21 protein-coding genes are annotated in these 21,726 nt (G+C 64.6%); 11 read left to right on the top strand and 10 right to left on the bottom strand.

The genetic code is table 11. The features are described 5' to 3' along the window. Window positions 1–27: 27 nt before the first annotated feature. The 7 genes from BMI90_RS03245 to BMI90_RS03215 are packed head-to-tail and all read left to right on the top strand — an operon-like array spanning window position 28 to window position 5,383. Window positions 28–729, top strand: a complete 702-nt coding sequence (locus BMI90_RS03245; protein WP_078525954.1) for a response regulator transcription factor — start codon at window positions 28–30, stop codon at window positions 727–729. Window positions 730–763: 34 nt separating this feature from the next. Further along, the gene (locus BMI90_RS03240) at window positions 764–2,485 is read left to right on the top strand and encodes a sensor histidine kinase (protein ID WP_245794963.1); all 1,722 of its coding nucleotides are present in this window, start codon (window positions 764–766) and stop codon (window positions 2,483–2,485) included. A gap of 4 nt (window positions 2,486–2,489) precedes the next feature. Continuing rightward, window positions 2,490–2,927, top strand: a complete 438-nt coding sequence (locus BMI90_RS03235; protein WP_078525950.1) for a serine kinase — start codon at window positions 2,490–2,492, stop codon at window positions 2,925–2,927. Next, window positions 2,918–3,844, top strand: coding sequence for an RNase adapter RapZ (rapZ, locus tag BMI90_RS03230; RefSeq protein WP_078525948.1), 927 nt, complete (start codon window positions 2,918–2,920; stop codon window positions 3,842–3,844). The genes BMI90_RS03235 and rapZ overlap by 10 nt, the downstream gene beginning before the upstream one ends. Beyond that, window positions 3,841–4,239, top strand: coding sequence for a PTS fructose transporter subunit IIA (locus BMI90_RS03225; RefSeq protein ID WP_078525946.1), 399 nt, complete (start codon window positions 3,841–3,843; stop codon window positions 4,237–4,239). The genes rapZ and BMI90_RS03225 overlap by 4 nt, the downstream gene beginning before the upstream one ends. Beyond that, window positions 4,230–4,502 (top strand): HPr family phosphocarrier protein, encoded by a 273-nt coding sequence (locus BMI90_RS03220; protein ID WP_078525944.1) that lies wholly within the window; start codon window positions 4,230–4,232, stop codon window positions 4,500–4,502. Before BMI90_RS03225 ends, BMI90_RS03220 begins: the two co-directional genes overlap by 10 nt. Before the next feature lie 26 nt (window positions 4,503–4,528). Continuing rightward, entirely contained in the window at window positions 4,529–5,383 is an 855-nt protein-coding gene (locus BMI90_RS03215) for a lysophospholipid acyltransferase family protein (RefSeq protein WP_078525942.1), read from the top strand. Between the two features lie 214 nt (window positions 5,384–5,597). Here BMI90_RS03215 and BMI90_RS03210 read toward each other — a convergent pair whose 3' ends face one another. Then, complete coding sequence (locus BMI90_RS03210; RefSeq protein WP_078525940.1) at window positions 5,598–6,473, bottom strand: 3-hydroxybutyryl-CoA dehydrogenase; 876 nt, start codon at window positions 6,471–6,473, stop codon at window positions 5,598–5,600. Between the two features lie 155 nt (window positions 6,474–6,628). Here BMI90_RS03210 and BMI90_RS03205 point away from each other — a divergent pair, with 155 nt between their 5' ends. After that, entirely contained in the window at window positions 6,629–7,450 is an 822-nt protein-coding gene (locus tag BMI90_RS03205; protein WP_078525938.1) for a DUF6473 family protein, read from the top strand. A 53-nt stretch (window positions 7,451–7,503) separates the two neighbouring features. Here the strand turns inward: BMI90_RS03205 and BMI90_RS03200 are convergent, their stop codons facing one another. The 8 genes from BMI90_RS03200 to BMI90_RS03165 all read right to left on the bottom strand — a co-directional run bounded on the left by BMI90_RS03200 (window position 7,504) and on the right by BMI90_RS03165 (window position 16,321). Continuing rightward, window positions 7,504–8,430: an FAD-binding protein gene (locus BMI90_RS03200; protein ID WP_078525936.1), complete on the bottom strand. Its 927-nt coding sequence runs from the start codon at window positions 8,428–8,430 to the stop codon at window positions 7,504–7,506. Further along, window positions 8,430–9,188: an electron transfer flavoprotein subunit beta/FixA family protein gene (locus BMI90_RS03195; RefSeq protein WP_078525934.1), complete on the bottom strand. Its 759-nt coding sequence runs from the start codon at window positions 9,186–9,188 to the stop codon at window positions 8,430–8,432. Before BMI90_RS03195 ends, BMI90_RS03200 begins: the two co-directional genes overlap by 1 nt. A gap of 245 nt (window positions 9,189–9,433) precedes the next feature. Further along, window positions 9,434–9,553 (bottom strand): cytochrome bd-I oxidase subunit CydX, encoded by a 120-nt coding sequence (gene cydX / locus BMI90_RS03190; RefSeq protein ID WP_051692443.1) that lies wholly within the window; start codon window positions 9,551–9,553, stop codon window positions 9,434–9,436. 13 nt (window positions 9,554–9,566) lie between these two features. Then, window positions 9,567–10,730, bottom strand: a complete 1,164-nt coding sequence (gene cydB / locus BMI90_RS03185; RefSeq protein WP_078525932.1) for a cytochrome d ubiquinol oxidase subunit II — start codon at window positions 10,728–10,730, stop codon at window positions 9,567–9,569. Between the two features lie 5 nt (window positions 10,731–10,735). Next, window positions 10,736–12,346 carry a cytochrome ubiquinol oxidase subunit I gene (locus BMI90_RS03180; protein ID WP_078525930.1) on the bottom strand — a complete coding sequence of 537 codons (1,611 nt, stop codon included), beginning with the start codon at window positions 12,344–12,346 and terminating at the stop codon, window positions 10,736–10,738. Window positions 12,347–12,553: 207 nt separating this feature from the next. Then, a complete protein-coding gene (gene cydC, locus BMI90_RS03175) occupies window positions 12,554–14,218 on the bottom strand; it encodes a thiol reductant ABC exporter subunit CydC (protein ID WP_078525928.1) in 1,665 nt (554 codons plus the stop codon). Beyond that, on the bottom strand, window positions 14,215–15,900 hold the full coding sequence (locus BMI90_RS03170; protein WP_078525926.1) for an ATP-binding cassette domain-containing protein: 1,686 nt from the start codon (window positions 15,898–15,900) through the stop codon (window positions 14,215–14,217). Before BMI90_RS03170 ends, cydC begins: the two co-directional genes overlap by 4 nt. Before the next feature lie 157 nt (window positions 15,901–16,057). After that, window positions 16,058–16,321 (bottom strand): YMGG-like glycine zipper-containing protein, encoded by a 264-nt coding sequence (locus tag BMI90_RS03165; protein ID WP_038076708.1) that lies wholly within the window; start codon window positions 16,319–16,321, stop codon window positions 16,058–16,060. Window positions 16,322–16,515: 194 nt separating this feature from the next. Here BMI90_RS03165 and BMI90_RS03160 point away from each other — a divergent pair, with 194 nt between their 5' ends. Further along, window positions 16,516–18,165, top strand: a complete 1,650-nt coding sequence (locus tag BMI90_RS03160; protein WP_078525924.1) for a glycosyltransferase family 39 protein — start codon at window positions 16,516–16,518, stop codon at window positions 18,163–18,165. A gap of 125 nt (window positions 18,166–18,290) precedes the next feature. On the opposite strand, the gene BMI90_RS03155 is transcribed toward BMI90_RS03160, so the two are convergent. After that, the gene (locus tag BMI90_RS03155; RefSeq protein ID WP_078525909.1) at window positions 18,291–19,451 is read right to left on the bottom strand and encodes a Do family serine endopeptidase; all 1,161 of its coding nucleotides are present in this window, start codon (window positions 19,449–19,451) and stop codon (window positions 18,291–18,293) included. 165 nt (window positions 19,452–19,616) lie between these two features. On the opposite strand from BMI90_RS03155, the gene BMI90_RS03150 reads away from it, so the two are divergent. Beyond that, entirely contained in the window at window positions 19,617–20,288 is a 672-nt protein-coding gene (locus BMI90_RS03150) for a response regulator transcription factor (protein ID WP_078525907.1), read from the top strand. Continuing rightward, window positions 20,288–21,652, top strand: a complete 1,365-nt coding sequence (locus BMI90_RS03145) for a HAMP domain-containing sensor histidine kinase (RefSeq protein ID WP_078525905.1) — start codon at window positions 20,288–20,290, stop codon at window positions 21,650–21,652. Before BMI90_RS03150 ends, BMI90_RS03145 begins: the two co-directional genes overlap by 1 nt. Window positions 21,653–21,726 lie beyond the last annotated feature (74 nt).

Raw genomic sequence — 21,726 nt, 5'->3', positions numbered from 1 at the left:
ACAAGAGCAGTAAAGGGATTTTCCGCCATGTCGAGGATCGCGCTGGTCGATGACGACCGCAATATTCTGACTTCCGTTTCGATGACTCTCGAAGCTGAGGGGTATGATGTAGAGACCTACAACGATGGTCAGGCGGCCTTCGATGCGTTCACCAAGCGTCTGCCCGACATGGCCGTTCTCGACATCAAGATGCCGCGGATGGACGGAATGGAGCTGCTGCAGAAGCTGCGCCAGAAGACCGCGATGCCGGTGATTTTCCTCACCTCCAAGGATGACGAGATCGACGAGGTTCTCGGCCTGCGCATGGGCGCCGACGATTACGTCAAGAAGCCCTTCAGCCAGCGTCTTCTGGTCGAACGCATCCGCGCGCTGCTGCGCCGTCAGGAAGCGATTTCGACCGGCGAGGTGGCGACGACCGAAGACACCAAGGTGATGGTGCGCGGCTCGCTCGAGATGGACCCGCTGCGTCACGCGGTGATGTGGAAGGGGCGGGACGTCACGCTGACCGTGACCGAATTCCTGCTGCTTCAGGCGCTTGCCCAGCGGCCCGGCTTCGTGAAGTCGCGCGATCAGCTGATGGACGTGGCCTATGACGATCAGGTCTATGTCGACGACCGTACGATCGACAGCCATATCAAGCGGCTGCGCAAGAAAATGCGGTCGGTGGACGAGGAGTTCTCGGCGATCGAGACACTCTACGGCATCGGTTATCGCTACAACGAAGAGTGATCCCAGCCTCATGAGTATCGCGGGGAGGGTCGGAATGGGGCGCAAGAACCCCCGAAAGGTGCCGAGAAAGGCGCTGGAGACGGATGTCGTCCTGGGTGAAGACTGGGTCGCGCCCGATGGCATGATCGACGACGATCTGCGTCAGGGGCGCGCCCGGCGCACGATCATTTCGCTCAACCGCTCCCCGCTTGCGCGCAAGATCATCACCTTCAACCTGTTGGCGATGATCGTGTTGGTGGCGGGGGTGCTGTATCTCAATCCCTTCCGCGACAGTCTCGTGCTGCAACGCGAAAGCGGCCTCGTGAACGAGGCTCAGCTCGCCGCCGACGTGTTCGAGGCGCAGCTGCCTGCGGGCGCGCCGGTCAATCTCGCGGCCGGTGACGGGATCGACCCGCTCGCCACGATCCGCGGGATCGAGCTGCCCGACGGGGCCGATCTGTTTCTCTTCGATCCGGGTCAGGCGCTGATCGGCACCACGACCAGCGGAGACCGTGCACCGGTCGAGAAGGTCGAGGGCCTCGATCTCGATCATCGCTCGACCTTCCTGACCGATGTTCTGGGCCGCGCCTGGGATGGCGTCGCGCAGTTGATTTCGCGCGGAGGCGGCACGAATGGCGACAGCGCGCTCGAAATGGTGCGCGCTCTCGTTCCCGCGGCGCTTGATGGGCGGACCCAGATCGCATCGAAGAAGAACGCTTCCGGCTCGACGATCTTCGCCGTCGCCACCCCGATCCGTCAGGGCGAGCGTGTGGTGGGCGTCGTCGGCCTGAGCTCGGTGGCGGGTCAGATCGACGCGCTGGTCCGGGTCGAGCGCGAACAGGTGCTTCAGATGTTCGTGATCGCGATCATCGTCTCTATCGGGCTGTCGCTGGTTCTGGCCTCGACCATCGCCAACCCGCTGTCCGATCTGGCCGCGGCTGCCGAGATCGGGCGCGACAAGAACGCCCGCAAGATGTCGCCGTCGCGCGTGCGCATCCCCGACCTCACCGCACGGCCCGACGAGATCGGGCGGCTTTCGGGCGCGATGCGCGGCATGGTGGGCGCGCTTTACGAACGTATCGACGCGAACGAGCAATTCGCGGCCGACGTGGCCCATGAGATCAAGAACCCGCTAGCCAGCCTGCGCTCTGCGGTGGCGTCGCTGCACATGGTCAAGAAAGATGAGCAGCGCACACGCCTGCTTGAGGTGATCGATCACGACGTGCGCCGCCTCGACCGTCTGGTGAGCGACATTTCCAATGCCTCGCGGCTCGATTCCGAGCTTGTGAAGGAAGAGGAAGAGCCGTTCGACCTGATCAAGATGGTGGCGAACCTCAGCGAGTATCTCGGTCAGCAGGCGCGCGAGAAGGGCGTCGATTTCATCACCGACCTGCCGCAGCAACCTGTGGTGATCTCTGGGCTGGAAGCGCGGCTTGCGCAGGTTTTCGTCAACCTGATCACTAACGCGACCTCTTTCTGCGAAGAGGGCGACGCGGTCCGTGTCTGGGCCCGCCAACGCGACAATCGCGTGCTGGTCGTGGTCGAGGATACGGGGCCCGGGATTCCCGAAGAGGCGCTGACTAAGGTCTTCAAACGCTTCTATTCGGAACGCCCCGTGGGCCAGTTCGGCGACCACTCCGGTCTCGGCCTCGCGATCTCGAAGCAGATCGTCGAGGCGCATGGCGGCGTGATCTGGGCAGAGAATATCCGGCCGACCGATGCCGACCCGACCTCCGATCCGCTCGGAGCGCGTTTCGTCGTCGGTTTGCCGGTCTGATCCGATGGGCGGGCCCGGCACCGCCTCTCTCAATCTTCACGCCAGCGTCGTCGCGCTCGATCCCGAGCGCGGCGTTTTGATCAAAGGCGCATCGGGCACGGGAAAATCCCTGCTCGCGCTGAGACTGATGGCATATGGCGCGCGGCTCGTGGCGGATGACCGGACCAATCTGACTGTCGAAGGAGGGCACCTGATCGCGCGCGCGCCCGCACCGATCGCAGGCCGGATCGAAGCGCGCGGCGTGGGTATTTTGCGTGCCGATCCGCTGTCGCATGCGCGCATCACCCTGAGCGTCGATCTCGACCGAGAGGAGACCGAGCGCCTTCCGAACTGTCGAAAAGACAGTCTCTTGGGGGTCGAACTTCCTCTTGTGCTGCGGGTGCAACATGATCATTTTGACGTGGCAATTCTGCAATGGCTCAAAGGAGGCCGATGGGCGTGACCCGATCCGATCCGGCATGGACACAGTCGGGCCAGCGCGTGGTTCTGGTGACCGGACCTTCGGGGGCCGGGCGCACGACCGCGATCGGCGCGCTCGAGGATCTCGGCTATGAGCCGATCACGAACTTGCCCCTCGGCCTCGTTCCGCGCCTGCTCTCGGGCCACTTGCCGCATCCGGTGGCGCTTGGTGTCGATGTGCGTGCGCGCGATTTTTCGGCCTCGGCCTTGATCGAGCTGATCGACGCGCTTACCCGCCTGCCCGAACTCAACCTCGAGCTCGTCTATCTCGATGCGCGTCCCGAGGTGCTCGAGCGGCGCTATTCCGAGACACGCCGCCGCCATCCGCTCGCCCGCGACGACGATCCGGGTGCGGGCATCGTGCAGGAGCTCGACATCCTGGCCCCGATCAAGCTGCGCGCCGATGTATTGATCGACACCTCCGAGATGAGCCCGCATGACCTGCGCGCCGAGATCGGCCGGTTCTTCGATACCGGCCAGATCGAAAAGCTCTCCGTCTCGGTCAATTCCTTCAGCTACAAGCGCGGGGTGCCGCGCGGGCTCGATCTCATGTTCGATTGCCGATTTCTCGCGAACCCGCATTGGGAGCCGGCGCTGCGCCCGCATGACGGTCGCGATGCCGCCGTGGCGGAGTATGTGGCAGACGATCCCCGCTACGGTGAATTTCACCAGCGCGTGCTCGATCTGTTGCTGTTTCTCCTTCCGGCCTATGTGGCCGAGGGCAAGACGCATCTTTCGATTGGCTTCGGCTGCACCGGGGGGCAACACCGCTCGGTCGCGATGACCGAAAGCATTGCCAAAGCGCTTGCGGAAGCCGGGTGGCAAGTGTCTAAACGTCATAGAGAATTGGAACGTCGCGCGCCTGAGGGCGCCGGTACGAGTGTGAGGACGGGCGCGTGATCGGGATCGTGATCGTGGCACATGGGGGGCTTGCGCGGGAATATCTCGCAGCGGTCGAACATGTTGTCGGCCCCCAGAACGGCATCCGCGCCATCACCATCGAGGATGATCACGACCGCGCGGGAAAACAGGCCGAGATTCGCGCCGCCGCCGATGCGGTCGATAGCGGCGAGGGTGTCGTGGTCGTCACCGACATGTTCGGCGGCTCGCCCTCCAATCTTTCCCTTATGGCCTGCGACCGGGAAATCATCTACGGTGCCAACCTGCCGTTGCTGATCAAGCTCGCGAAATCACGCAGCCTTGGCGTGCACGCGGCCGTCGAGGCCGCGCTCGATGCGGGCCGCAAATACATCAACAGCTACAACGCCCGCGAAGGAGCTGCCAAATGTCCGTGATCCGCCGCCTCGAGATTGTGAACGAGAAGGGGCTCCACGCGCGCGCCTCCGCCCGCTTCGTCGAGGTTGTCGAGGATCACGACGCGCGGGCCGAGGTGGCAAAGGATGGCCAGTCGGTCTCGGGAGACAGCATCATGGGGCTTTTGATGTTGGCAGCCTCGCGCGGAACCACTATTGAGGTCACGACAAGCGGGGCCGAGGCCGAGAAGCTCGCCGATGCGCTGCAGGCGCTCGTGGAGGACAAGTTCGGCGAAGGCATGTGACCCGCGCATAGCCAAGAGGTCCGGTCGTGGATCAACAGGTCGAAATCGCCGAAGCCCAAGCCCTGTCCAAACCCTATGACAAGCGTCGCTTGTCCTATGCGGGCACGTTCGCGAACCCTTTCAAGGTCGGCACGATCCAGACCCTGGAATGGCTCACCGCCAAGACCCACCTGCTTCGCCTGATCCGCAAGTTCGAGAAACGCGGCGCGCCGGTGGGGGCGGAGTTCTGGCCACAGGCGCTCGACGTGATGGGGATCGAGGTCACCACCCCGCCCGAACAAATCGCGCGCATCCCCAAGGAGGGCCCGCTCGTCGTGGTCGCGAACCATCCGCACGGGCTGGTGGACGGGATGGTGCTGGCCTACCTGATCGGTCAGGTGCGCGATGACTACCTGATCCTCACGCGCTCATTGCTGACCGGGATCCCCGAAATCGAGCAATACATGCTGCCGGTACCTTTCCCGCATGAGGAAAACGCGCGCGAGGACAGCTTGAAGATGCGCGCCGCCTGCATGGCACAGCTCAAGCGCGGTGGCGTCGTGGTGCTCTTCCCGGCCGGCCAGGTTGCCCATTCCGAGACTCTGATGGGCCCGGTGATCGAGCAGGAATGGAACCCCTTCACCGCGAAGATGCTCGCGCGATCGGGGGCCTCGGTGCTGCCGATCCATTTTCCGGGCCGCAACTCGCGCGCCTATCAGATCGCAAACAAGCTCTCGGCGACGGTGCGTCAGGGGCTGTTGCTCTATGAGATCAAGCGCGCGCTCTACAAGCCGCAACACCCGGTGATCGGCCATGCCAAGTCTGCCGAAGAGATCGCCGAGCCGCTGAAGAATCCGCGCAAGTTCCTCTCCGATCTGCGCAAGGAAACGCTGGCGCTCTGACAGGCTGGAGGAAGGGCGTGCGGCCTTCCTTGCCGGAGGGTGACAGATGATGGCCGAACAGGGGGGCGCTGCCCCCGTCTGCCTGACGGCAGACTCCCCCGGGATATTTCAGCCAAGAGGAAGGAGAAATCCTGTCTTCTTCTTGAACCAAATATCCCGGGGGTGAATTTGGTGAGCAAAGAGGGGGCAGGGCCCCCTCGCGGGCCGGCGCGCTTCAGCGCGTCGGAACCGGGGTCTCGCCGCGGTAGTCGTAGAAGCCGCGCCCGGTCTTGCGGCCAAGCCAGCCCGCCTCGACATATTTCGTCAGAAGCGGACAGGGGCGGTATTTCGTGTCGGCCAGCCCGTCATGGAGCACGTTCATGATTGCAAGGCAGGTATCGAGCCCGATGAAGTCGGCCAGTTCGAGCGGCCCCATCGGATGGTTCGCGCCAAGCTTCATCGACTCGTCGATAGAGCGCACATTGCCCACGCCTTCATAGAGCGTGTAGACCGCCTCGTTGATCATCGGCATCAGGATGCGGTTCACGATGAAGGCGGGGAAATCTTCGGCCGAGGCCGCAGTCTTGCCGAGCTTCTCAACGACGGCCAGCAGCTGCTCGTAGGTGTCCTGATCGGTTGCAATGCCGCGGATCAGTTCGACCAGTTGCATCACCGGCACCGGGTTCATGAAGTGGAACCCCATGAATTTCTCGGGCCGGTCGGTGCGCGAGGCAAGGCGCGTGATCGAGATCGAAGACGTGTTCGAGGTCAGGATCGTGGTCGGTTTCAGATGCGGCAACAGATCCTCGAAGATCGCCTGTTTGACGGTTTCTCGCTCGGTCGCGGCCTCGATCACGAGATCGGTGGGGCCGAGATCGGTGAGCTTCGTCGTGGTCGAGATGCGCCCCAGCGCGGCGTTCTTTTCCTCCTCGGAAATCTTGCCGCGCGAGACCTGGCGATCGAGGTTCTTGGTGATCACGGCGACGGCCTTTGCCAGCGCATCCTCGCTGATATCGTTGAGCAGAACCTGATAGCCCGCCAGCGCGAAGACATGGGCGATCCCGTTGCCCATCTGGCCTGCGCCCACGATACCCACTTTTTCGATCGCCATATCCATCTCTCTCGCTGAGTTTCGCCCTGACCATAATCAGCACGCACCGGCATGCAAGCGAAACGCTCGATTGAGAGAATTTTAAGATTAGGCCTTTGGTAACGATTTGGGCGCAATCTGGCCGTGAACGAGTCGAACTGGACTGAGGCGGGTTGATGGCTTTCGAATATGCGGGCGATGGCGCCCTTGATTATTTTCCGTGCCGATATGGCAAATCGAAACTGCTCTTTCGCGGTCCACGCCGGGCTCTCGAGGGGGAGTTCATCGCCGCGATGGGCGGAACGGAGACCTATGGGAAATTCGTGGCAGAGCCCTGGCCTTCGTTGCTTGAGGCGGGTCTGGGCCGTCCGGTGGTGAATTTCGGGGTGCTCAACGCGGGTATCGACGTGTTCTTGCAGGAACCGCAGCTTGCGGCGGCGTCAAAGGCGGCAAAGCTTACGGTGATCCAGCTTCTGGGTGCGCAGAACATGTCGAATCCCTACTATGCCGTTCATCCGCGCCGCAATGATCGCTTCCTGCGCGCCTCGAACCAGATGCGGACGGCCTTCCGCGGGATCGATTTCACCGAATTCAATTTCACCCGACATATGCTGGGGGCTCTCAAGCAGCGCGAGCCCGAGAAGTTCGAATTTCTCGTGCAGGACTTGCAGGCTTCCTGGGTGCAGCGGATGAAAACGCTTCTGACCAAGATCGAGGGGGTGAAGATCCTGCTCTGGATGGGGGATTATCACCCGCCCGAAATGGCCGATCCGTTGGGGGCCGAGCCGCTTCTGGTTACCGAGCGGATGGTGGACGAGCTACGTCCCCTCGCGACCGAAATCCTGCGGGTGGAGCCCTCTGTGATGGCGCGTAGCGCGGGCACGGCGGGGATGCAGTTCTCGGCTCTTGAGGAACCTGCTGCGGCGATGGTTCCGGGGCCGATGGTGCATCGCGAGATCGCGGAGGCGCTGGGCCGGGTGGTTCCGCGCTACCTCTGATGCAAAAGGGCCGGGAAATCCCGGCCCTTCATGATTTGTCGATCCGGTGCGGATCAGAGCTTCGAGGTCAGTTCCGGCACGGCGTCGAAGAGATCCGCGACGAGGCCGAAATCGGCGACCTGGAAGATCGGCGCTTCTTCGTCCTTGTTGATCGCGACGATGATCTTCGAGTCCTTCATCCCCGCAAGGTGCTGGATCGCGCCCGAGATGCCGGCGGCGATATAGAGCTCGGGGGCCACGACCTTGCCGGTCTGGCCGACCTGCCAGTCGTTCGGCGCAAAGCCCGAGTCGACGGCGGCGCGCGAGGCGCCGACAGCGGCGCCGAGCTTGTCGGCCAGCGCTTCGATCACCTTGAAGTCTTCTTCCGAGCCGACGCCACGGCCACCCGAGACGACGATCTTCGCCGAGGTGAGCTCGGGACGATCGCTCTCGGCAACCTTGTCCTCGATCCAGGACGACAGCGACGGCGCATCCGAGACGCTCACGGTCTCGACCGCGGCCGAACCACCTTCGCCAGCCGCATCGAAAGTCGAGGTGCGGAAGGTGATGACCTTCTTGGAATCCTTCGACTTCACGGTCTGGATCGCGTTGCCGGCGTAGATCGGGCGCTCGAACGTGTCGGCGTCGACGACGCCCGAGACATCCGAGATCACCATCACGTCAAGCAGGGCCGCGACGCGAGGCATCACGTTCTTTGCATCGGTCGTGGCGGGCGCCACGATATGCGAATAATCGCCCGCGAGCGACACGATCAGCGCGGCGGTCGGTTCGGCAAGACGGTGGCTCAGCGACGCGTCCTCGGCCACGAGGACCTTCGCGACGCCGTCGATCTTGGCAGCGGCTTCGCCGGCGGCGGCAGCCGAGGCGCCCGCGCAGAGCACGGTCACATCGCCCAGGCTTTTCGCGGCGGTCACGGCCTTGGCGGTCGCGTCGACCGACAGTTCGCCATTATTCACTTCACCCAGCAGCAGAACGGCCATCACACGACCCCCTTCTCTTTGAGTTTCGCAATGAGCGTATCGACATCCGGCACCATCTCGCCGGCCTGACGCGCTTCGGGCTCGGTGGTTTTCACCACTTCGAGGCGCGGCGAGACGTCGACGCCGTAATCGGCGGCGGTCTTCTCGTCGAGCGGCTTCTTCTTCGCCTTCATGATGTTCGGGAGCGACGCGTAGCGCGGCTCGTTCAGGCGCAGGTCGGTGGTGACGATCGCGGGCAGCTTGACCTCGATGGTCTGCAGGCCGCCGTCGACTTCGCGGGTGACGTTCGCGGCCTCGCCCTCGACCACGACTTCCGAGGCGAAGGTCGCCTGACCCCAGCCCAGAAGTGCTGCCAGCATCTGGCCGGTCGCGTTCATGTCGTTGTCGATCGCCTGCTTGCCGAGGATCACCATCTTGGGCGCTTCTTCCTCGACGATCTTGGCGAGGATCTTCGCCACGGCCAGCGGTTCGATATCGGTGTGCACGTCATCGGCGGCCACGACGAGGATCGCGCGATCCGCGCCCATCGCCAGCGCCGTGCGCAGCGTTTCCTGCGCCTGCTTCACGCCGATCGAGACCACGACGATCTCCTCGACGGCACCCTTCTCCTTCAGACGGATCGCCTCTTCGACAGCGATTTCGTCGAACGGGTTCATCGACATTTTGACATTGGCGAGATCGACACCGCTACCGTCCGCTTTCACGCGGGCTTTCACGTTATAGTCGATCACGCGCTTCACAGGCACGAGAACCTTCATGGCGTGTCTCCCTTGTCTGGTCCGCCAAATTGCGGCGAACGGATTCTTTCGGCAATTTTGTTACAAGAGCGAGACCCGGAGGGACAGGGGGAAAACGCCCCGTTTTGGCACTGAAACGTCACGTCTTTTCGACTGTTTGCGCTAGCGGCCTGCGCAAATTGCCGCAGCGTCGCCCTGAGCCGGTAACCGGGCCATGAAAAAGGCCGCCCCGAGGCGGCCTTTCAAGGTTTTCATACCGGGAAGGATCAGTCCTTCTTGCATTCACCGGCGATCTTGCAGTCGTTCTGCATCTCGAGCCACATCGCGTTGGCGACGGCGACCAGTGCGGCCAGCGGAAGCCCGAGGATCCATGCGAAATACCACATATCTTGCGTCTCCTTAGTAAACCGAGTGGCTGTCACGCTCGACATCTTCAACCGTCACCTTGCCCCACAGGACCTTATAGACCCATGCGGTGTAGGCGAGAATGATCGGCATGAAGATCAGCGCGCAGACGAGCATCACGAACAGCGTCTGGTGCGAGGAGGAGCTGTCCCAGACCGTCAGCGAGGCGTCAGGCTGTTTCGAGCTCGGCAGGATGAAGGGGAACATCGTCAGGCCGACCGAGGAGATCACGCCGAAGATGCCCAGTTTCGACCACAGCAGCGTCGAGACTTCCTTGCCCGCACGCAAGCCCATCGTGGCCAGCGCGATCCCGGCCAGACCGAGGATCGGAGCAATCGCGATCCAGGGACGGTCGGCATAGGCCTGCATCCAGCTGCCGCCATGCTCGACAGTCGAGAAGAGCGGGTTGGAAGGGCCGTTCGCGGGAACGACCGACGTGATCTGGTAGCCCTTGATGCCAAAGGCGAGCCAGATGCCGGCGAGGATGTAGGTGACGAAAGCCACCATCCCTGCCACCGAGCCGATGGCGCGGGCACGTTCCTGCACCGGGCCTTCGGTTTTCAGCGTCAGCCACGCCGCGCCGTGCATCATCAGCATCGACAGCGACACCACACCCGCAAGCAGCGCATAGGGGTTCAGCAGGCCCAGAAGCTTCATGATGAAGTTGCCCGGGTAGAGCGGCATAAGCATGTCGTTCAGCTCGAACGGCACGCCCTGGAGCACGTTGCCGACCGCGACGCCGAAGACCAGCGCCGGAACCGCACCGCCCACGAAGAGCGCCCAGTCCCAACCGTTGCGCCATGCAGCCGAGTCCCGTTTGGAGCGGTACTTGAAGCCGACGGGACGCAGGATCAGCGCCGCGAGGATCAGGAACATCGCGAGGTAGAAGCCCGAGAAGCTCACCGCATAGAGCGGTGGCCAGGCCGCGAAGATCGCGCCCCCGCCAAGGATGAACCATACCTGGTTGCCTTCCCAGACAGGGCCGATGGTGTTGATCGCCACGCGACGCTCGACATCGGTCTTGCCGACGAAGGGGAGCAATGCGCCCACGCCCATGTCGAAGCCGTCGGTCAGCGCGAAGCCGATCAGCAGCACCCCGAGCAGGATCCACCAGACGACACGAAGGAAGTCGAAGCTGAAGAGTTCATAAAGGATCATTTGTCTTACTCCGCAGGCATGGTCACGAGGGGGTCGTTCTTGCGGCCCGCGAGACGGTTTTCATGGCGCGTTTGCCATTCCTGGGTGATCTCGACATCCTGATAGGGGCCTTTCTTGATGTATTTGATCATCAGGCCCATCTCGATGATGAAGAGCACGGTGTAGAAGGCCACGAAGCCTGCCAGCGTCACCAGAAGGTCGCCCACCGAGAGGTGGCTGACCGAGAGCGCCGTCGGCAACACGCCGTCGACAGTCCAGGGTTGGCGACCGAATTCTGCGGTGAACCAGCCCAGTTCCGCAGCGATCCACGGCGCCGGGATGACGATCACGGCCATGCGCAGCGCCCAACGCGGATATTGCATGCCTTTCCAGTTCGCGATGACGAAGAAGTAGATCATCAGCGCGATGAAGGAGAAGCCGAGCGCCACCATCAGGCGGAACGACCAGAAGATCGGCCAGACGGTCGGAACGGTGTCATCCGCGGCCATCTTGATTTGCGCGTCGGTCGCCTGACGCGGGTCATCGACGTAGCGCTTGAGCAGGTAGGCATAACCCAGATCGCCCGCGTTCGCTTCGAACTGCGCCTTGACCTCGGGGGTGACGTCGCCCTTCGCTTCGCGGATTTTCAGCAGATCATCATAGGCGACGATCCCGTTGCGGATTCGCTCTTCCGACCCTTTGACGAGATCGTTGATACCCTCGATCTGATCGGTCAGCGAGCGGGTGCCGATGAGGCCCATGACCCACGGAATATGGATCGCGTATTTGGTTTCGCGCGCCTGCTGATCGGGAATGCCGAAGAGGGTGAAAGAGGCCGGCGCGGGCTCGGTGTCCCACATGGCTTCCATCGCGGCGAGCTTCATTTTCTGGTTGTGGGTCGTCTCATAGCCCGACTCGTCGCCGAGAATGACGACCGAGAGCGCCGATGCCAGACCGAAGGACGCGGCCACAGCGATCGAGCGGCGGGCGAGTTCGAAATGACGGCCCTTGAGCATGTACCAGCTCGACACGCCCAGCACGAAGACGGCGGCGGTCACGTAACCGGCCGAAACCGTGTGCACGAATTTCGCCTGCGCCACCGGGTTGAAGACGACGTCGAAGAACGAGGTCATTTCCATGCGCATCGTGAGGGGGTTGAATTCGGAGCCGACGGGGTTCTGCATCCAGCCATTCGCAATGAGGATCCAGAGCGCCGAGAAGTTCGAGCCGATCGCCACCAACCAGGTCACAACGAGGTGCTTGACCGGCGAGAGCTTTTCCCAGCCGAAGAACATCAGGCCGACGAAGGTCGCTTCCATGAAGAAGGCCATCAGGCCCTCGATGGCGAGCGGTGCGCCGAAGATGTCACCCACGTAATGCGAGTAGTAGCTCCAGTTCATGCCGAACTGGAATTCCATGGTGATGCCCGTGGCCACGCCCAACACGAAGTTGATGCCGAACAGGGTGGCCCAGAACTTGGTCATTTGCCGCCAGATGGGGCGGTTGGTCATCACGTAGACCGTCTCCATGATCGCGACGATGATCGACAGACCAAGCGTCAGCGGCACGAAGAGGAAGTGATACATCGCGGTCATGGCAAATTGCAGCCGTGACAGCTCGACGATCCCGAAATCCATATCTCGTTCTCCAGTTTCCCTACTTGCTCTCGGTTTTGTGAAAAGCCGAGTTTCCCGGAAATGTTTTTCCCGGATGCAACTTATGGGCGGGGGTCTGCGCCTCACCTTGAGCCAAATCAAATTGACGATGTGTCGCACGCCCCTGTGAACGGGCGTGATGGACGATTTGTCTCAGTTTCACCGTGGCTTAGTGTCGCAGCTTCGGCGTTAACCCAAGGGAATGGAACGAGTCGCGAGGGCCAGATCGGGAGTTCTGTGCGACACGACGAGGAAGGCCGACTCAGGCAGAAGGGCGCGCAGGCCGGTGAGAGTCGCGCGCGCGGTTTCGGCATCGAGGCCTTCGGTCGGCTCGTCGAGGAGAAGGATTTTCGGCTTTCTGAGCGCCGCGCGGGCAAGCGCGAGACGCTTCGATTGCCCGCCAGAGAGACCAGTGCCGCCTTCGCCGAGCAGCGCACCAAGCCCGCCGCGCGCGTCGATCACCTCATCGAGCGCGACCGCGCGCAGCGCAGCCCAGGCCTCGGCGTCGGGCAGGTCTTCGCCCATCGGCAGGGCCAGAGCGAGGTTTTCGGCAATCGTGCCGCCGATCAGCTGGCTGCGTTGCGGCACCATCGTGAGCATCGAGCGCAGTTTCGCCTCGGGCCAGTGCGCCAGCGGCTGCCCGGCCAACATCAGCTCTCCGTCATCGGGTGCCATCAGCCCCGCGAGCACGGCGAGCGCGGTGGATTTGCCCGCACCGGAGGGGCCGGTGAGGAAGACCGTCTCGCCCGGGTGCAATTCCAGCGTGAGGTTGGTGAAAACAGGGCGGGCGGCCGCGGGCCGGGTGAAGCTGAGCGCGCGGGCCACAAGAAGCGGTGCGGTCGGATCCGGTGCGCTGCGAGGGTTTTCGGGCTCGGTACGCTCGGGCGTATCGGTGAGTGCAAGCACCCGCGCGCCCGCCTCCTGCATCCGGCCGATCTCGGCCATACCCCGGCGCAACAGCATCAGCGACTCGGCGAGCGCGAGCGCGACGAACAGGCCCACGGCGGCGCGCGCCGGGGTGATCTGTCCGGCCATCGCCATCTGCCCCGCGATTGCAAGTGCAGCGGCCCCCGCCAGCGCGGTCGTCAGCGAGATCACCGCCGCCACGCGCCGGTCGAGCGCCTCGAGATTGCGCCGTGCGAGCGCATCGGCCTCGACCTCGGCGAGGGTCTGCGCGGTTGCCGCTTCCAGTTGACCCGCGACGGCGAGATCGGCGCGCGCACGCATCGTTTCCAGCGCGCGACGGCGAATGTTCTGAAGCGCGGTTTCGGCGGCGCGTGCGTCATGACGCGCTGCGCGCGCCACCCAGATCAGCCCGAAGCCGCCACCGACGAGGTAAATCAGGAAGACCGCAAGGCCGATCGGCAGCCCTTCGAGCCACCACAGCATCAGCAGCGCCGACACCTGCACCATGCCCGCCGCGAGGAACGGCAGAACGAGCCGCAGCAGCAACCCGTCCAGCGCATCCACATCCGAGGTCAACCGGTTGAGCGCCTGTGCACCGCGCAGCCGCGCCTGTTCCTCATGCGGTCGCCGCGCGACCCCATCCATCAGGGCGATACGCAGATCGGCCAGTGCGCGCAGCGTGGCGTCATGGGTCAGCAGCCGCTCGCCATAGCGCGCGACGGCGCGACCAAGCGCGAGGCCCCGCACCCCGGCCGAGGGGCGGAAGAAATCGAAGTCGAGCCCGAGCCCGGTGATGCCGGCCACGGCGGCGGCGGTGACGAACCAGCCCGACAGGCCCAGCAGCGCCGCACCCATCGCAAGCACGAGGAATGAGAGCGCGAGCCCGCGCAGGAAGGACCATTTCTGGTCCGCAATCAGGCGCGTCGTCAGGGTCATAAGCGTTTTCATGCCGCGCCCTCCAGCTCGATCCGGCGATCCATCGCGGCGATCAGCGCGGGGTCATGGCTTGCGACGATCACCGTCGCGCCGCGCGCACGCAGCGCCAGCAGGCCCTGGATGATCTTCGCGCCGGTTTCGGGGTCGAGATCCGCGGTCGGTTCGTCGGCCAGCACGATCGGTCGGTTCGCGTAATGGGCGCGCGCGATCAGCAAGCGCCGGGCCTCACCCCCGGATACGCCGCCGCCCATATCTCCCAGCCGCGCCTCGAGCCCGCCGGGAAGCCCCGCGACCACCTCGGCGGCTTGCGCGGCGTCGAGCGCTGCCTCGAGATCGCCCGGACGGCCCAGCGTGATCAGCTCGCGCAGGGTGGCATCGGCGAAGCGCGGGCTTTGCGGGATCCAGCCGAACACTGCGCGCCAGTCGTCCGCGCTCTCGTCGCTCAGTGCAAGATCGCCCAGACGGATCGTGCCCGCCTCAGGGCGGATCAGCCCGACCAGTGCTGTCAGCAGTGTCGTCTTGCCTGCGCCCGAAAGGCCGGTGATCGCCACCGCCTCTCCCGGGGAGACCTGCCCGTCGGGCAAAACGATCGACTCGGCAGCGTGGCCGGGCGGGACGCGTAGCCCCTGCCAGCGGAGCGTGCCGAGCGCCGGTGCGGTGCCTTCGCCGCCGCTTCCCAGAAGCGTTGCCGATTGCGCGATCTCGGCCTCGGCCGTGTCGAGCTCGGAGGCCACGGCAAGGGCGGCTGCGCGGTCATGCCATGCGGCGGCGAGATCGCGCAGCGGCTGGAAGAATTCGGGCGCGATCATCAGCAGGAAGATGCCCTCGGCAGGGGTCATCTTCGTACCCCAGGTGCCGAAATTCATCCAGCCGATCAGCGAAAAGCCGACAAAGACCGCCATCAACGCCACCCCGATCGCGGCGAAAAGCTCCAACGTGGTGGAGGACAGGAACGCAACCCGCAACACCGCCATCGTGCGTACGCGCAGGTCGTCGGATTTCATCTCCAGATCGGCCCGCGAGCGGGCCTCGGCTCCCAGAAGCCGAAGGTCGGTGATCGCGGCGATGCGGTCGATCAGCAGCTTGTTGAGCGAACCGATCTCGACCATCTGCTTTTCCGAGGCCTCCTGCGCGGCCATGCCGACCAGCGCCATGAAGACCGGGATCAGCGGTCCTGCGATCAGAAGGATGCCGGCGGCCGCCCAGCTTTGCGTGGCCGCGAGGAGCAGAAATGCGAGGGGGACGAATTTCGCGCGCAGGAAGGCGGGCTGATAGCGCGTGGCCCAGGGGCCCAGGGCCGCGAGTTTCTCGGCGGCCAGCGAGGCGAGCTCGGCGGGCGACAGCGCGGCTGCGCCGCTGGCCTGGCGCAGCGAGCGGGTGATCAGCTTGCCGCGCGCCTCGCGCAGCACGATCTCGGCCGCATCCGCGCTGAGTTTCTGCGATATCCAGTCGAGCACGATGCGCAGCAGCGCGAGCGCCACGAACCCGGCGGCCCCGGCAAGCGGAGAGAGCGGCGGGCTCACGCCCGGCGCGACCAGATTGCCCAGCACCAAACCGACCAGCGCGGCCTGTGCGGGCCAGACCAGCGCGGCGGCGACCCCGATCCAGCCTGCGGCGCGTAGCTTGCCCGAGACGGGGGCGGCGATGCGGTTGAGGATGGTCTTCGGCTTCGGGGCTTCGGTCGCGCTTGTCATCGTTTCCTATCCGGCTTTGAGGGGCCAGATAGAGGACAGAGCCCCGTGCGGCAATGGAGTGCGACAATCCGTGCCGCTTCGAGACGCGCTCGAAACAAAGAAAAACCGTCCGGGCACGGGGCCCGAACGGCTTTCGAGGGTTATCTGTATCGGGGCCTTAGCAGGGCGCGATATATTCGCGGCCATAGGCGTCACGATAGCGGCACTGGCCCGGCTGGTTGGCCGCACCGATGAGCGCGCCCGCCGCAGTGCCCACGGCCGCACCGAGCGCCGCGCCTTCGAGTCGATCGCCGTCATCGGACACGGCGGCGCCGATAGCGGCACCGGCCACGCCGCCGGTCACGGCGGACTGGTTTTCCGGCGTCATCTGGCAGGCGGCAACGCTCGCCGTGAGCGGCAGAACAAGCAGGATCTTTTTCATGGAACACGTCTCCCTTGGATGTCAGTCTGGCCTCTAAACGCCGCCCGCAAGAGCCTTGTTCCATGCAATCTCAATTTCGCGCGCGGCATTCGTGATCGGACCGAGACGCCACGCGGGCTTGACAGGGCGGCCCGGATTGGCCTCTTGCATGCGATAACGCGCGCGTGCGCGCCCGCAAAGAAAGGCCCGAACCGATGACCTCTTCCGCCTGGCGCGTCCCGCTGATCGGTGCGCTCGTGACTTTCGCCCTCGCCGCGACGGTGCTGATGATCATGCGTCCGCTGATGGCGATCGACGAGACGCGCTATCTCACCGTCGCCTGGGAGATGTGGACGGGAAGCTCGAAGATCATCCCGCATCTCAATGGCGGGATCTACAGCGACAAGCCGCCGCTGCTATTCTGGCTGATCAATCTCGTCTGGGGCGTGTTCGGCCAAAGCGAATGGGTGGCGCGGCTGGTCGCGCCCTTCTTCGGTTTGCTGTCGGTCTGGCTGGTGTCGGTTCTCGCGCGCAAGCTCTGGCCCGAAGCGCCCGAACGCGCGGGGCTGGCCGCGCTGATCCTCGCCACGACCGGGGTGTTCCTGATCTTCGGCTCGACGACGATGTTCGACACGATGCTGAGCGCGGCGACGCTTCTTGGGATGATCGCGATCTGGGGGCTCAAGGACGGGCTGCGCACGGGGCCGGTGATCGGGCTCGGGATCGCACTCGGTCTGGGGGTTCTGGCCAAGGGGCCGGTGATCCTCGTGCATGTCATGCCTGCCGCGCTGCTGATGCCGCTTTGGGCGCGTGGCGAGGGGCGCCCGGCGCTCAAGGGCTGGTACGGGCGGATCGGGATCGCCTTCCTGATCGGCTTCGCGCTCGTGCTGTTCTGGCTTGGCCCGGCGGTGGTGCTGGGGGGCGCGGAATATCGCGAACAGATCCTTTGGAAGCAGAGTGCTGGCCGCATGGTCGAGAGTTTCGCCCATGGCCGCCCGATCTGGTTCTTCGTCGCACTTCTGCCCGCCTATCTCTGGCCCTGGGGTTGGAGCCGTGCGGGGCTGGCCGCGCTCAAGCCGTCGCTTCTGTGGGCCGATGCAGGTTCGCGCATGGTGACGATCTGGGCGGTGTCGGCGCTGGTCGCCTTTTCGCTGATCTCGGGCAAGCAGGCGCATTACCTTCTGCCCGAACTGCCGGCGGTGGCATTGCTGCTGTCGGGCTTGCTGCCGACTGCGGAGCGGCGGATGCGCGCGCTTCGGCTGCTCTGGCTGCTACCCGGCATCCTCGTCGCGATCGGGGCGGTCGCGGTGCATTTCGGCGCTTTCCCGGAGCTGCCCGAGGGGTCCGGCTCGTGGCTCTTCCTGATCGTGGGGCTGGTGATCCTCGCGTTCGCGGGCTTCGTTCTGATGCGCGCGCGTGAGGGCTGGCGCGCCGAGGCCTTTGTCGCGCCGCTGGTTTTGGTGGCGATCCAGGCGATGCTCTGGCAGATCCTGTGGTCGGTCTACGATACGCGCCCGATCGCAGAGCTGATCGCCTCGCATTCGGCACAAGGGGTGGCCACGACCGATGGAAACTATGCCGGGCAGTTCTCCTATGCCGCGCGGCTCGAGACGCCGGTGAACGTGCTCGACAACAGCGCCGATCTGGGGCGATGGATGGCCGATCATCCGGGCGGGCTGGTGCTGGCGCCGAAAGCGCTCGAAGGCGTCGACGGGCTAACCGAAATCGCCGAGCGGCATTTCCGTCAGCGCGACTGGCGGCTCTATCAGGTGGCCGCGACGATCGCGCCTGCGCCGGAGCCCGCGTCGGATCCGGCCCCCGTGCCCGCGCAACCGGCGCCCGCGCAACCTGAGGCCGCGCAATAAAGCGTTCGCAGGACGGCGATCGCGCGGCAGGATGGCAAGGCGTGGCCCGCGTCAGGCAAGCGCAAAACGCATCACGCCCGAAGCCTTGGCTCCGGGCGTGACGTCAAACCGATAGAGCGCGCGTCTTACGACGGCGTCTTCTCGGTGGGCCGCTCATCGAGAGTGACGGAGAGAGTGAGCGGCTTGTTCGCGCGCAGCAACGAGAGCTGCACTTCGGAGCCCGGTTCGTCCGAGCCGATCGCGCGGGTCAGATCGCGCGGGGCCTTCATCGGCTTGCCGTCGACCGCGATGATGATGTCACCGCGCTTCAGGCCCGCCTTCTTGGCCGGGGTGTCGTCGGAGACATCGGCCACGAGCACGCCCTCGGGCTTGTCGAGGCCGAGGGCCGCGGCAATGTCTTCGCTGACCGGCTGGATCGAGACGCCGAGGAAGCCGCGCTTGACGGTGCCGTCATCCTGAAGGTCCGCAACGACCGATTTGATCGTATCGGACGGCACCGAGAAGCCGATCCCGACCGAGCCGCCGGTGGGCGACACGATCGCGGTGTTCATGCCGATCACCTCGCCATCGGCATCAAAGAGCGGACCGCCCGAGTTGCCCTTGTTGATCGCCGCGTCGGTCTGGATGTAGTTGTCGAAAGGACCCGATTGCAGGTCGCGGCCCTTGGCCGAGACAATGCCGGTCGACACCGAGGTGCCCAGGCCGAACGGGTTGCCGATCGCCACGACCGGCTCGCCCACCTCGGCCTTGTCCGAATCGCCGAAGCCCACGGTTTGCAGATCCTTGTCGGTATCGACCTTGATCAGCGCGATGTCGGTGGCCTTGTCGACGCCGATGACCTTCGCGTCCGCAGTCGAGCCGTCCGAGAAGGTGACCTTCACGCTCTCGGCACCGTCGACGACATGGGCGTTGGTGACGATATGGCCGTCTTTTTCAATCACGAAGCCGGTGCCGAGGCCCGTAATCTCGGGGCGCTGCATCTGCTGGTCCTGACCGTTCGGGACGCCGTTGGGCATCGGTACGCCGAAGCGGCGCGAGAAATACTCGAAGGGGAAATCCTGCGGTATCCCCATCTGCGCCATTTCCTGATCGTCGGCCTGTTTCTTGATCTCGATGGTGACGACGGCGGGCATCACCTTCTTCACCAGATCGACGGTGTTGGTGAACGTCTCGGCCGAGGCCATGTTCGGCGCCAGTGCCAGACCGCTCGTCGCGACCGAGCCCGCGCCGATCATCGCGGTGACCGCCAGGCTGCGCAGCAGACGGGTTTTGCGAATGTCCTGCATCTCTCTCTCCTTTATGACAGGGATGCATCCCATCTTGGGGCCTAGCCTGTCAGGGAGACTGCGGAAAGATTGCAGTCGTGTAATCCTTTTCACCTTTGGGCGAGGGGGGCGTGACTTGCGCGCGCTCTGCGGCCACTTATGTCGGGCAACGAGGAAGAAGACGCAATGAAGCTCCTGCTGATCGAAGACGATGCGACGACGGCCGATTACGTCACGCGCGGGCTGCGCGAGGAAGGTCACACGGTCGATCACCTCGCCAACGGGCGCGAGGGTCTGACCCAGGCGCTCGCGGGCGAATATGACGTGATGATCGTGGACCGGATGCTCCCCGAGCTCGATGGGCTGTCGATCGTGCGCGCGGTGCGTGCGGCCAAGGTCGCGACACCGGTGATCTTTCTCACCGCAATCGGCGGCGTGGATGATCGGATCGAGGGACTCAATGCCGGGGGCGACGACTACCTCGTGAAGCCTTTCGCCTTCGGAGAGCTCTCCGCCCGGCTCGCGGCGCTGGCGCGGCGTCCGCAGGCGCAGGCAGAGCAGGTCGTTCTCGAGGCCGCGGATCTGAAGATGGATCTGATCGCGCGCAAGGTGACGCGGGCAGGGCGGGAGATCGACCTGTTGCCGCGGGAATTTGCGCTGCTGGAATTTCTGCTGCGCCGCAAGGGCCGCGTGCAGACCCGCACGATGCTGCTCGAAGGGGTGTGGGATCTGAATTTCGATCCCCAGACCAATGTGGTCGAGACCCATATCTCACGGCTCAGGAACAAGGTCGACAAGCCGTTCGAGCGTGATCTGATCCACACCGTGCGCGGCGCGGGCTACCGGATCGAGGGCTGATGAGCGGTCGGCTCAATCGCGCGGCGATCCTCGCCTCGACGCCGCTGCGGCAGGCACTTGGACTCATGGGGATCGTCTTCGCGATTCTGCTGGTGACGCTGGGCTTTGCCTATGTCGCACTGCGAACCTCGACCGAAGATGCCATTCAGGCCGATCTGAAACAGCAGACGGCGGTGTTTCAGGTCGCGGCCAATCCCGAGACGCTTTCGGTGATCGTCTCGGCCGAGGCGCGGGCCTCCGACCCCTCCGAACGTGCCATCGCCTTCGTGCTTCCCGACGGGCGGCAGGTCGGCAATGTGCGGGTGATCCATCAGGGAGATCAATGGGTCGTCTCGCGCCATCCCGATTATGAGCCGCTCTCGAAACATGGCTATTTTACCCTGACCATGCCGCTGGCGGGCGGTCTGCTGGTGATCGGGGAAAGCCGTGCACCGATTGCCGAGCTGAGCTCGACCTTTCTCGCGATCCTGATCTTCTCTTTCGTGCCGTCGCTGCTGATCTCGGCCGCCTATGGCGCCTGGGCGGGGATGCGGGCGCGCCGGAGGGTGAGCGCGATCGAGGAGACGCTCGATCAGCTGACCGAGGGTCGACTTGAGGCGCGCGTGCCCGAGGATGAGGTGAAATCGGCGCGCGGCGACGATCTCGCGCGGATCGGGGCGCGGCTGAATGCGATGGCCGAAACGCAAGAGGCGACGGTTGCAGCGCTGCGTCAGGTCTCGGCCGATATCGCGCATGATCTGAAAACGCCGATGCAGCGGATTTCGGTCCTGCTTGCGGAGCTTCGCGACAGCCTGCCCGAGGGAGAGGCGCGCCATCTGGCCGAGCGCGCGGGCATCGAGGCGGAAGGCGCGGTGGCGGTGTTCCATTCGTTGCTGCGCATCGCGCAGATCGAGGGAGGCAGCCCGAAATCGCGGTTCGCTACCGTCGATCTCGGCGCCCTGGCGAGCGATATCACCGAGCTATACGAGGCATCTGCCGAAGAGGCGGGCGGCACGCTCACCCTGTCGCGCCCGGAAGGAGCGTGTACCGTTCAGGGGGACCGGGGATTGCTCGGTCAGATGCTGTCGAACCTGATCGAGAACGCGATCCGCCATGCTGGACCTGCGCCGCAGATCCGCGTCGAGCTGGCGCGTCGCGAAGGACGGGTGGACCTTGTCGTGCGTGATCACGGGCCGGGGATCCCGGAGGCGGAACGCGCCAAGGTGCTGCGGCGGCTCTATCGGCTGGAGCGGTCGCGAACCACGCCGGGCAACGGGCTGGGTCTGGCGCTGGTTCAGGCTGTGGCGGGGTTGCACGAAGCCGAGCTGACCCTTGGCGACAATCATCCCGGCCTGTCCGTGACGCTGAGTTTCCCCGCCGCCTGAGCGGTGCTCAGAACCGGGTATACCGCGCGAGCGAACATCCAAAAGAAAGAACCCGCGCCCTCTCAGGCGCGGGT

The organism is Thioclava sp. L04-15, from assembly GCF_002020275.1.
GTDB classification, from domain to species: Bacteria; Pseudomonadota; Alphaproteobacteria; order Rhodobacterales; family Rhodobacteraceae; genus Thioclava; species Thioclava marina.
Note: the sequence above shows the minus strand (reverse complement) of the source record. Positions and strands in the feature narration are given on the sequence as shown.

Bases quoted from the DNA above. Each gene is read 5' to 3' on its own strand.
- BMI90_RS03245 (WP_078525954.1), top strand. From the start codon at position 28: ATGTCGAGGATCGCGCTGGTCGATGACGACCGCAATATTCTGACTTCC.
- BMI90_RS03240 (WP_245794963.1), top strand. From the start codon at position 764: ATGGGGCGCAAGAACCCCCGAAAGGTGCCGAGAAAGGCGCTGGAGACG.
- BMI90_RS03235 (WP_078525950.1), top strand. From the start codon at position 2,490: ATGGGCGGGCCCGGCACCGCCTCTCTCAATCTTCACGCCAGCGTCGTC.
- rapZ (WP_078525948.1), top strand. From the start codon at position 2,918: ATGGGCGTGACCCGATCCGATCCGGCATGGACACAGTCGGGCCAGCGC.
- BMI90_RS03220 (WP_078525944.1), top strand. From the start codon at position 4,230: ATGTCCGTGATCCGCCGCCTCGAGATTGTGAACGAGAAGGGGCTCCAC.
- BMI90_RS03210 (WP_078525940.1), bottom strand. From the start codon at position 6,473: ATGGCGATCGAAAAAGTGGGTATCGTGGGCGCAGGCCAGATGGGCAAC.
- BMI90_RS03205 (WP_078525938.1), top strand. From the start codon at position 6,629: ATGGCTTTCGAATATGCGGGCGATGGCGCCCTTGATTATTTTCCGTGC.
- BMI90_RS03200 (WP_078525936.1), bottom strand. From the start codon at position 8,430: ATGGCCGTTCTGCTGCTGGGTGAAGTGAATAATGGCGAACTGTCGGTC.
- BMI90_RS03195 (WP_078525934.1), bottom strand. From the start codon at position 9,188: ATGAAGGTTCTCGTGCCTGTGAAGCGCGTGATCGACTATAACGTGAAA.
- cydX (WP_051692443.1), bottom strand. From the start codon at position 9,553: ATGTGGTATTTCGCATGGATCCTCGGGCTTCCGCTGGCCGCACTGGTC.
- cydB (WP_078525932.1), bottom strand. From the start codon at position 10,730: ATGATCCTTTATGAACTCTTCAGCTTCGACTTCCTTCGTGTCGTCTGG.
- BMI90_RS03180 (WP_078525930.1), bottom strand. From the start codon at position 12,346: ATGGATTTCGGGATCGTCGAGCTGTCACGGCTGCAATTTGCCATGACC.
- cydC (WP_078525928.1), bottom strand. From the start codon at position 14,218: ATGAAAACGCTTATGACCCTGACGACGCGCCTGATTGCGGACCAGAAA.
- BMI90_RS03170 (WP_078525926.1), bottom strand. From the start codon at position 15,900: ATGACAAGCGCGACCGAAGCCCCGAAGCCGAAGACCATCCTCAACCGC.
- BMI90_RS03165 (WP_038076708.1), bottom strand. From the start codon at position 16,321: ATGAAAAAGATCCTGCTTGTTCTGCCGCTCACGGCGAGCGTTGCCGCC.
- BMI90_RS03160 (WP_078525924.1), top strand. From the start codon at position 16,516: ATGACCTCTTCCGCCTGGCGCGTCCCGCTGATCGGTGCGCTCGTGACT.
- BMI90_RS03155 (WP_078525909.1), bottom strand. From the start codon at position 19,451: ATGCAGGACATTCGCAAAACCCGTCTGCTGCGCAGCCTGGCGGTCACC.
- BMI90_RS03150 (WP_078525907.1), top strand. From the start codon at position 19,617: ATGAAGCTCCTGCTGATCGAAGACGATGCGACGACGGCCGATTACGTC.
- BMI90_RS03145 (WP_078525905.1), top strand. From the start codon at position 20,288: ATGAGCGGTCGGCTCAATCGCGCGGCGATCCTCGCCTCGACGCCGCTG.